The sequence below is a fragment of the Pseudomonas sp. NPDC089406 genome (assembly GCF_044900265.1).
GTDB lineage: Bacteria > Pseudomonadota > Gammaproteobacteria > Pseudomonadales > Pseudomonadaceae > Aquipseudomonas > Aquipseudomonas fakonensis.
In genome coordinates this window covers 17,560-27,567 of the sequence record NZ_JBJDNC010000062.1, presented here as the reverse complement: position 1 = coordinate 27,567, position 10,008 = coordinate 17,560, and the positions used below count along the sequence as shown (strand labels likewise).

The window sequence follows — 10,008 nt, the reverse complement described above, 5'->3', positions numbered from 1 at the left end:
ACCGGCATGGATGCCGGTCGAGCGCCGATCGGGCCAGGGACGGCCCGTCGGCGCGTACCCCCGGAGCAAGCCCGGAGTGAGGGTACCCCGGAGCGAAGCGCAGGGGCCGGATGATGGGAGCGAGCGGTTTTGCTTACTTTTGACAAGACAAAAGTAAGCCGCCGTAAGGGCGGAAAGGTGAATAAGCGTCACTACAAATAATGAATGCGCATACAACTTCCAAAACAAACTCAACATCAGCCCCAATAAAAAAACCCGCACCACTCACCATGGCACGGGTTTCTCACAAACCAAAAACTCAAACCAAAGCGATCACCGCTCCAGCAGAATCCGCAGCATGCGACGCAGCGGCTCGGCCGCGCCCCACAGCAGCTGGTCGCCCACAGTGAAGGCCCCCAGGTACTGCGACCCCATGTTCAGCTTGCGCAAACGCCCAACCGGGATGTTCAGGGTGCCAGTCACCTTGGTAGGGCTCAGCTCCTGCATGCTGATTTCACGCTGGTTCGGCACCAGCTTCACCCAAGGGTTGTGCTGGCTGATCATGCCTTCGATATCGGCCAGCGGCACGTCCTTGTTCAGCTTGATGGTCAGCGCCTGGCTGTGGCAACGCATGGCGCCGATGCGCACACAGATGCCGTCCACCGGGATCGGGCTCTTGAAGCGGCCAAGGATCTTGTTGGTCTCGGCCTGGGCCTTCCACTCTTCACGGCTCTGCCCGTTCGGCAGTTCCTTGTCGATCCACGGGATCAGGCTGCCGGCCAGCGGCACGCCGAAGTTCTCGGTGGGGAAGGCTTCGCTGCGCATGGCCTCGGCGACCTTGCGGTCGATGTCGAGGATGGCGCTGGCCGGGTTGGCCAGGTCATCAGCGACGGCTGCGTGGGTGGCGCCCATCTGCTTGATCAGCTCACGCATGTTCTGCGCGCCAGCGCCGGAGGCGGCCTGGTAGGTCATGGCGCTCATCCACTCCACCAGGCCCGCTTCGAACAGGCCACCCAGGCCCATCAGCATCAGGCTGACGGTGCAGTTGCCGCCGATGTAGTTCTTGGTGCCCGCGTCCAGCTGCTGGTCGATGACCTTGCGGTTGACCGGGTCGAGGATGATCACGGCATCGTCCTGCATGCGCAGGGACGAGGCGGCGTCGATCCAGTAGCCCTGCCAGCCGGCTTCGCGCAGCTTGGGGAAGACTTCGTTGGTGTAATCGCCGCCCTGGCAGGTCAGGATGACGTCGAGGGTCTTGAGCTCTTCAATGTTGTAGGCATCCTTGAGCGGGGCAGTATCCTTGCCCACGTTCGGACCCTGGCCACCTACGTTGGAGGTGGTGAAGAACACTGGCTCGATCAGGTCGAAGTCCTGCTCTTCGAGCATCCGCTGCATGAGCACGGAACCGACCATTCCACGCCAACCGATCAGACCTACACGTTTCATCGCAACTACACCTTTGCTAAAAGTGGGCCGCCACCGGGAGTTTTTGGTGGCGGGCCAGAGAGATTACAGATTCCGCAGCGCTGCGACTACTGCGTCGCCCATTTCCTGCGTACCTACCTTGCGGCAACCTTCAGAGAAGATGTCACCGGTGCGCAGGCCCTGGTCCAGCACCAGGCTCACGGCCTTCTCGATCGCCTCGGCGGCGGCCTGCTGGTTGAAGCTGTAGCGCAGCATCATCGACACCGAAAGAATGGTCGCCAGCGGGTTGGCAATGCCCTGCCCGGCGATGTCCGGCGCCGAGCCGTGGCACGGCTCGTACATGCCCTTGTTGTCGGCATCCAGCGACGCCGAAGGCAGCATGCCGATGGAGCCGGTGAGCATGGAAGCTTCATCCGACAGGATGTCGCCGAACATGTTGTCGGTGACCATCACGTCGAACTGCTTGGGTGCACGCACCAGCTGCATGGCAGCGTTGTCGACGTACATGTGGCTCAGCTCGACGTCCGGGTAGTCCTTGGCCACGTCTTCGACCACTTCACGCCACAGCTGGCTGGACGCCAGGACGTTGGCTTTGTCTACCGAGCACAGCTTCTTGCCGCGCACGCGGGCCATGTCGAAACCGACGCGGGCAATGCGGCGCACTTCGCTTTCGCTGTACGGCAGGGTGTCGTAGGCCTGGCGCTCGCCGCCCTCCAATTCGCGTTGGCCGCGCGGGGCACCGAAGTAGATGCCGCCGGTCAGTTCGCGGACGATGAGGATGTCCAGGCCCGAGACGATTTCCGGCTTGAGCGACGAAGCATCGGCCAGTTGCGGGTAGAGGATGGCCGGGCGCAGGTTGGCGAACAGGCCCAGTTGCGAACGGATCTTCAGCAGGCCGCGCTCGGGGCGGATGTCACGCTCGATCTTGTCCCATTTCGGGCCGCCCACGGCGCCCAGCAGCACGGCGTCGGCCTGGCGCGCACGCTCCAGGGTTTCGTCGGCCAGCGGCACGCCGTGCTTGTCGATGGCAGCGCCGCCGATCACGTCGTGGGCGAGGCTGAAGCCGAGCTGGAACTTGTCGTTGGCCAGCTCCAGCACCTTGACCGCTTCGGCCATGATTTCCGGGCCGATGCCATCACCTGGGAGAATCAGAATCTGCTTGCTCATGCTTTCCTCTATCCATTCAAGCGGCGCGGCCGGCTCGGCCCCGCCGTAAACAATCAACGCTCAGCCCACAACACCAGCACGTCGGTGCTGAAGGTGCCGTCGGCTTCGATCTGGTAATACTGCCGCACTTCCTCACCCATGGCTTGCTGCAATTGGCGAATGGCCACGCGCAAAGACTCAGGGGTGCGCATGCGCGCCACCCAGGTGTGCCACTCAAGGCGCAGGCGCTGGCGGCTGTGGCTGCGCACGTGCAGGCCGGCCTCGCTGACCTGGCGCTGCCATTCGGCGGCGCTGTAGTCGCGTACATGGCTGGTGTCGCGCAGCACTTCGACGCTTTGCAGGTAGGTGTCGAGCAGCGGGCTGCCCGGCGACATCACGTCGATGAAGGCCGCCACCCCACCCGGCTTGAGCACCCGGCGCACTTCGCGCAGGGCCAGACCCAGGTCGCTCCAGTGGTGCGCCGAGTAGCGGCTGAAGACGAAGTCGAACGAGGCGTCGGCGAACGGCAGGCGTTCGGCGGCGCCGCGCTCGGTGGTGATATTGGCCAGGCCGCGCTCGCTGGCGGCACTGGCGACCACGTCGAGCATGGATTGCGAGAGGTCGTAGGCCACCACCTCAGCGACCAGCGGGGCGACGTGGAAGCTGACATGGCCGGCACCACAGCCCAGGTCCAGCACGCGGGCGCTGCCCTGCCCTTGCAGCTCGGCTTGCAGCAAAGCGAATTCGCTGCCTTGGGCGTGCACGGCGCTGCTGAGGTAGGCGCTGGCCTGCTCGCCGAACTGGCGCTGGACCACATCGGTGTGGGTGGTGCTGGTCATGGGGAAATCCTTTGGTCTTGTGTTGCCGGTACCGGCCCTATCGCCTGTAGGAGCCGGCTTGCCGGCGATAGGGCCGGCAAACCCATCACATCACTCAGGCATCACGGAACAGCCACGGCTGGCTGGCGCGGTGCTTGCCCTCGAAGGCCTTGATCGCATCGCTGTCCTGCAGGGTCAGGCCGATGTCGTCCAGGCCGTTGAGCAGGCAGTGCTTGCGGAAGGCATCGATCTCGAACTTCAGCACCTTGCCGTCCGGGCGGGTCACCGCCTGGGCTTCGAGGTCGACGGTCAGCTGGTAGCCCGGGTTGGCCTCGACCTGCTTGAACAGCTCATCCACTTCAGCGGCGTCGAGAATGATCGGCAGCAAGCCGTTCTTGAAGCTGTTGTTGAAGAAGATATCGGCGAAGCTCGGCGCGATGATGCTACGGAAGCCGTATTCGTCCAGCGCCCATGGCGCGTGTTCGCGGCTGGAGCCGCAACCGAAGTTCTCGCGGGCCAGCAGCACGCTGGCGCCTTGATAGCGGGCGTGGTTGAGCACGAACTCTTCGTTGCGCGGGCGCTTGCTGTTGTCCTGGTAGGGCTGGCCCACGTCCAGGTAGCGCCACTCGTCGAACAGGTTGGGGCCGAAGCCGGTACGCTTGATCGACTTCAAGAACTGCTTGGGGATGATCTGGTCGGTATCGACGTTGGCACGGTCCAACGGGGCGACCAGGCCGATGTGCTGGGTGAAGGCTTTCATGCTGCGCTCCCTTGGATCAACTCGCGGACATCGATGAAGTGGCCGGTGACTGCGGCGGCCGCGGCCATGGCCGGGCTGACCAGGTGGGTACGGCCACCGGCGCCCTGACGGCCTTCGAAGTTGCGGTTGGAGGTGGAGGCGCAATGCTCGCCACTTTCGAGGCGGTCCGGGTTCATCGCCAGGCACATCGAGCAGCCCGGCTCACGCCACTCGAAACCGGCCTCGAGGAAGATCTTGTCCAGGCCTTCACGCTCGGCCTGGGCCTTGACCAGGCCGGAGCCCGGCACGACGATGGCCTGCTTGACGCTTGCGGCGACCTTGCGGCCCTTGGCGATATCCGCCGCGGCGCGCAGGTCTTCGATGCGCGAGTTGGTGCACGAGCCGATGAATACGCGGTCGAGCTTGATGTCGGTGATCGCCTGGTTGGCGCTCAACCCCATGTACTTGAGGGCGCGTTCGATGGAGCCACGCTTGATCAGGTCGGCCTCGGCGGCCGGGTCCGGCACGCGCTGGTCGACGGCGAGGACCATTTCCGGCGAAGTGCCCCAGCTGACCTGCGGCTTGATCTGAGCGGCATCGAGCTCGACCACGGTGTCGAACACTGCATCGTCGTCGGAAACCAGGTCTTTCCAGGCTTCGACGGCGCGCTTCCAGTCCTCGCCCTTGGGCGCGTACGGGCGGCCCTCGACGTAGGCGACGGTGGTGGCGTCGGTGGCCACCAGGCCGACACGGGCGCCAGCTTCGATGGACATGTTGCAGATGGTCATGCGGCCTTCCATCGACAGCTCGCGGATGGCGCTGCCGGCGAACTCCATGGCGTGGCCGTTGCCGCCGGCGGTGCCGATCTTGCCGATCACGGCCAGCACGATGTCCTTGGCGGTGACGCCGGCAGGCAATTTGCCCTCGACGCGCACCAGCATGTTCTTCATTTTTTTGGCGACCAGGCACTGGGTGGCGAGCACGTGCTCGACCTCAGAGGTACCGATGCCATGGGCCAGGGCACCGAAGGCGCCGTGGGTGGAGGTGTGCGAGTCGCCGCAAACCACGGTCATGCCCGGCAAGGTGGCGCCCTGCTCGGGGCTGATGACGTGGACGATGCCCTGGCGCTCGTCGTTCATCTTGAATTCGACGATGCCGTATTCGTCACAGTTTTCGTCGAGGGTCTGCACCTGCAGGCGCGACACCTGGTCGACGATGGCCTCGATACCGCCCTTGCGCTCTGGCGTGGTCGGTACGTTGTGGTCGGGGGTCGCGATGTTGGCATCGATGCGCCACGGCTTGCGGCTGGCCAGGCGCAGGCCCTCGAAGGCCTGGGGCGAGGTCACCTCGTGGATGATGTGACGGTCGATGTAGATCAAGGATGAGCCGTCGTCGCGGCGCTTGACCTCATGAGCTTCCCAGAGTTTGTCGTAGAGCGTTTTGCCAGCCATCAGACTGTTCCTCATCAGCGTCTTTCTATGCCAAAAACCCCTTGGCTTGTATGGACGATGCTATGGCGATAGATTGAATAACTCAAATTCATAATTTTCATGCTTTGCATAACCATCAGGAATCTGAACGATGGACCTCGCCAACCTCAGCGCCTTCATCGCCATCGCCGAAACCGGCAGCTTCTCCGGGGCCGGCGAGCGCCTGCACCTGACCCAGCCGGCCATCAGCAAACGCATCGCCGGGCTTGAGCAGCAACTGGACGTACGCCTGTTCGACCGCCTGGGCCGTGAAGTGACCCTGACCGAGGCCGGCCGCGCCCTGCTGCCCCGCGCCTACCAGATTCTCAACGTACTGGATGATACCCGACGGGCACTGACCAACCTCACCGGGCAGGTGAGCGGTAGGCTGACCCTGGCCACCAGCCACCACATCGGCCTGCACCGCCTGCCGCCGCTGTTGCGGGCCTTTACCCGCCAATACCCGGCGGTGGCGCTGGACATCCAGTTCATGGACTCGGAGGCGGCCTACGACGAAATTCTGCATGGCCGCGCGGAAATCGCCGTGATCACCCTGGCGCCGGAGCCGCACCACCTGGTGCGCGCCACCCCGGTGTGGGAGGACGCCCTGGACTTCGTCGCCGCCCCCGAGCACCCGCTGGCACGCGACGGCAACGTGGCGCTGGCCGATGTGGCGCGCCACCCGGCGGTGTTTCCCGGCGGCAACACCTTCACCCACCACATCGTCCAGCGTTTGTTCGAAAGCCAGGGCCTGACACCGAACATCGCCATGAGCACCAACTACCTGGAGACCATCAAGATGATGGTTTCCATTGGCCTGGCGTGGAGTGTGCTGCCACGTACTATGCTCGATGAGCAGGTCGCGCCCATCGCCTTGCCCGGCATACAGCTGTCGCGCCAGCTAGGCTACATTTTGCACACCGAACGTACGCTGTCGAACGCGGCCAGGGCTTTCATGGCCCTGCTCGACAGCCACGCAGGGTGCGACTGACCGCTCGTCGGCGCGGCATTCACGCTACAGGGACGCATTATCTGCCAAAGGTCTGGTAACGATGCCCAAATCAGCAAACCGCTTTCCGCGCCTGCCGCGCATTCCCGCGGCCGACCCCCAGGAGTCCGAACAGGCCTGGCAGAACGCACCGCAGTTGCTGGCCGCGCTCAACGGCGCGCGCCTGGGTGCCTGGCTGTGGGATATCGACAGTGGCCGCATCAGCTGGTCGCGGGGCACCCAGGCACTGTTCGGCTTCGACCCGCTGCGGCCGATGCCCAACGACGTCGACTACCTCGACCTGCTGCCCGAAGAGGACCGCGCCCGCACACGCCAGGCGTTCCAGGCGGTGGTCAACGGTGAGCCGATCGAACAGGCCATGCGCCACCGCATCCGCTGGCCGGACGGCAGCATGCACTGGCTGGAGATCAACGGCAGCCTGACCCACGACGCCCACGGCCGGCGGCAGATGATCGGGGTGATTCGCGAGATCACCCGCCAGCGCGAACGGGAAACCGCGCTGATCAACTCGGAAAAGCGCTTTGCCACGCTGTTCCACCTCAGCCCCAACGCCATTTTGCTGACCCGCCGCCACGACGGCCTGATCATCGAGGTCAACCAGCACTTCGAGGACATGTTCGGCTGGCCCGGCCCGCAGGTGGTGGGCAAGACCAGCGTCGAGCTGGGCCTGTGGGTCAACCCCGAGCAGCGCCACCAGGTGCTGGAAGCCACCCGCGCCGGTAGCGGGCCGCTGACCATGGAGGTGCAGTTCCGCGCCAGCAGCGGCAAGATCCATGACGGCATCCTGTGCACCCAGGGCATCGAGCTCGAAGGCATCACCTACCTGATCAGTACCTTCGTCGACACCACCGAGCGCAAACGCGCCGAGCAGGCGCTCAAGGACAGCCAGGAACGCCTGGACCTGGCGCTGGATTCGGCGCAACTGGGCACCTGGGACTGGCACATCCCCAGCGGCATGCTGTATGGCTCGGCCCGCGCGGCGCAGTTGCACGGGCTGGACCCGGTGCCCTTCCATGAATCGTTCGAGGCGTTCTTCGAGGGTGTGCCGGACCACGAGCGCGAGGTCATGCGCCACGCCTACCGCAGCCTGCGCGAAGGGCCGGCGGGCAATTACCAGATCACCTACCGGGTCGAGCTGGAAAACGGCGGCTCGCGCTATATCGAAAGCCGCGCCCGGCTGTACCGCGACGACCAGGGCAACCCGCTGCGCATGGCCGGCACCCTGCTCGACATCACCGACCAGGTGGAGCGCGAGCAGCGCCTGAGCGCCTCGGAAGAAAAATTCGCCAGCCTGTTCCAGGTCAGCCCCGACCCGATCTGCGTCACCCGCCAGGACACCGGCCAGTTCATCGAGATCAACCCCGCGTTCAGCCAGACCTTCGGCTGGAGCGCCGAACAGGTGCTCGGCCATACCGCCGAAGAACTTGGCCTGTGGGCCGAGTCTGCCGAGCGCGCCCAACGCATCGAGCGGGTGATCCGTGACCAGGCGTTGAGCAACGTCGCAGTGGGTATCAAGCACCGCAACGGCACGCCGCTGACCTGCGTGATCTCCAGCCGGCTGATCAGCGTCGACAACCAGCCGTGCAGCGTCACCACCCTGCGCGACATCACCCAGCAGCAACGCGCTGAAGCTGCGCTCAAGGCCAGTGAAGAGAAGTTCGCCAAGGCCTTCCACTCCAGCCCCGACGCCATCACCATCACCGAGCGCCAGAGCGGCCGCTATCTTGAAGTGAACGACGGCTTCACCCGCCTGACCGGCTACAGCGCCGCCGAGGTAGTCGGGCGCTCGGTGTTCGATGTCGGCATCTGGGCCGACAACAAGCAACGCGCCGCCCTGCTTAACGAATTGCGCGAACACGGCCGGGTGCACCACCGCGAAATGCTCGGGCGCAACAAGCGCGGCGACATTCTTACGGTGGAGGTATCGGTGGAGCCGATCAGCCTCAACGAAACCGACTGCCTGCTGCTGACTGCGCGGGATGTGAGCCTGCTGAAGAACGCCCAGGCGCAGATCCGCCACCTGGCCTACCACGACCCGCTGACCAACCTGCCCAACCGCGCGCTGCTGATGGACCGCCTGAGCCAGCAGATCGCCCTGCTCAAGCGCCACAACCTGCGCGGCGCGCTGCTGTTCCTGGACCTTGACCACTTCAAGCACATCAACGATTCCCTCGGCCACCCGGTGGGCGACACGGTGCTGAAGATCATCACCGCCCGCCTTGAAGCCAGCGTGCGCCTGGAAGACACCGTGGCGCGCCTGGGCGGCGACGAGTTCGTGGTATTGCTGAGTGGGTTGGACGGCAGCCGCGAGCTGGTGGAAAGCAAGGTGCGCGAGCTGGCCGACACCCTGCGCGAGCTGCTGGCCGAGCCCATGTCGCTGGATGGCCAGCGCCTGCAGGTGACCCCGAGCATCGGCGTGGCACTGATCCCCGACCATGGCGCCACCCCGGCCGACCTGCTCAAGCGCGCCGACATCGCCCTGTACCGGGCCAAGGATTCCGGGCGCAACACCACCCAGCTGTTCCACACCACCATGCAAAAGGCCGCCAGCGAGCGCCTGCGCATGGAAAGCGACCTGCGCCTGGCCCTGGCCCGGGGCGAGCTGGCCCTGCACTTCCAGCCGCAAGTGGATGCCCGGGAAAACCGCATCGTCGGCGCCGAGGTGCTGCTGCGCTGGCACCACCCGCAACTGGGCCAGCAACCGCCGGGGCAGTTCATTCAAGTACTCGAAGAAAGCGGCCTGATTCTCGAAGTTGGCAGCTGGATCCTCGACGAAGCCTGCGACGCCTGTGCACGCATGCTGGAGGACGGGCTGATCGACGCCGACGATTTCAGCCTGTGCGTGAACATAAGCCCCAGGCAGTTCCGCCAGAACGACTTCGTCGAGCGGGTGCTGCGCAGCCTGGACGACTACCGCCTGCCACGGCGCATGCTCAAGCTGGAGATCACCGAGGGCATCGTCATCCAGAACCTCGAAGACACCATCAGCAAGATGCGCGAGCTCAAGCGCTACGGGGTGAGCTTTGCCATGGACGACTTCGGCACCGGCTACTCGTCGCTGACCTACCTCAAGCGCTTGCCGGTGGATGCGCTGAAGATCGACCAGACCTTCGTGCGCGACGCGCCCATCGACTCCAACGACGCCGAGATCGTTCGCGCCATCGTGGCCATGGCCCGCAGCCTGGATCTGGCAGTGATTGCCGAAGGAGTGGAACTGACCGAGCAGCTGGAGTTTCTCGAGCGCCTGGGTTGCCACCTGTACCAGGGCTACCTGCACAGCCGGCCGCTGCCGCTGCCGGAGTTTCGGCAGATGCTGCTGGAGGCGCCGGCGGATTACTGAGCGCCACGTGTAGGAGCGGCCTCGTGTCGCGAAAGGGCTGCGAAGCAGCCCCAGGATTTCAGCTTTGCAGCATGGATCGCTGG

At 64.8% G+C, this 10,008-nt stretch carries 7 protein-coding genes; 2 read left to right on the top strand and 5 right to left on the bottom strand.

Translation table 11 applies throughout. The annotated features are described in order from the left end of the window. Positions 1-312 precede the first annotated feature (312 nt). From asd to leuC, 5 genes are all read right to left on the bottom strand, one after another. Positions 313-1,425, bottom strand: a complete 1,113-nt coding sequence (gene asd, locus ACI2KK_RS27160) for an aspartate-semialdehyde dehydrogenase (protein WP_217842460.1) — start codon at positions 1,423-1,425, stop codon at positions 313-315. 63 nt (positions 1,426-1,488) lie between these two features. Continuing rightward, on the bottom strand, positions 1,489-2,571 hold the full coding sequence (gene leuB / locus ACI2KK_RS27155) for a 3-isopropylmalate dehydrogenase (protein WP_217842459.1): 1,083 nt from the start codon (positions 2,569-2,571) through the stop codon (positions 1,489-1,491). 53 nt (positions 2,572-2,624) lie between these two features. Continuing rightward, positions 2,625-3,389, bottom strand: a complete 765-nt coding sequence (locus tag ACI2KK_RS27150) for a class I SAM-dependent methyltransferase (protein ID WP_404671373.1) — start codon at positions 3,387-3,389, stop codon at positions 2,625-2,627. A gap of 94 nt (positions 3,390-3,483) precedes the next feature. Next, complete coding sequence (gene leuD, locus ACI2KK_RS27145; RefSeq protein WP_217842457.1) at positions 3,484-4,128, bottom strand: 3-isopropylmalate dehydratase small subunit; 645 nt, start codon at positions 4,126-4,128, stop codon at positions 3,484-3,486. Next, positions 4,125-5,558: a 3-isopropylmalate dehydratase large subunit gene (gene leuC / locus ACI2KK_RS27140; protein ID WP_404671372.1), complete on the bottom strand. Its 1,434-nt coding sequence runs from the start codon at positions 5,556-5,558 to the stop codon at positions 4,125-4,127. Before leuC ends, leuD begins: the two co-directional genes overlap by 4 nt. Positions 5,559-5,688: 130 nt before the next feature. On the opposite strand from leuC, the gene ACI2KK_RS27135 reads away from it, so the two are divergent. Both ACI2KK_RS27135 and ACI2KK_RS27130 read left to right on the top strand, forming a co-directional pair. Further along, positions 5,689-6,567, top strand: a complete 879-nt coding sequence (locus tag ACI2KK_RS27135) for a LysR family transcriptional regulator (protein WP_369990465.1) — start codon at positions 5,689-5,691, stop codon at positions 6,565-6,567. A gap of 61 nt (positions 6,568-6,628) precedes the next feature. Continuing rightward, a complete protein-coding gene (locus ACI2KK_RS27130; RefSeq protein WP_404671371.1) occupies positions 6,629-9,925 on the top strand; it encodes a PAS domain S-box protein in 3,297 nt (1,098 codons plus the stop codon). The last annotated feature ends 83 nt before the right edge of the window (positions 9,926-10,008 follow it).

Coding starts and splice junctions, on each gene's coding strand:
- ACI2KK_RS27130 (WP_404671371.1), top strand. CDS start 6,629: ATGCCCAAATCAGCAAACCGCTTTCCGCGCCTGCCGCGCATTCCCGCG.
- leuD (WP_217842457.1), bottom strand. CDS start 4,128: ATGAAAGCCTTCACCCAGCACATCGGCCTGGTCGCCCCGTTGGACCGT.
- asd (WP_217842460.1), bottom strand. CDS start 1,425: ATGAAACGTGTAGGTCTGATCGGTTGGCGTGGAATGGTCGGTTCCGTG.
- ACI2KK_RS27150 (WP_404671373.1), bottom strand. CDS start 3,389: ATGACCAGCACCACCCACACCGATGTGGTCCAGCGCCAGTTCGGCGAG.
- leuC (WP_404671372.1), bottom strand. CDS start 5,558: ATGGCTGGCAAAACGCTCTACGACAAACTCTGGGAAGCTCATGAGGTC.
- ACI2KK_RS27135 (WP_369990465.1), top strand. CDS start 5,689: ATGGACCTCGCCAACCTCAGCGCCTTCATCGCCATCGCCGAAACCGGC.
- leuB (WP_217842459.1), bottom strand. CDS start 2,571: ATGAGCAAGCAGATTCTGATTCTCCCAGGTGATGGCATCGGCCCGGAA.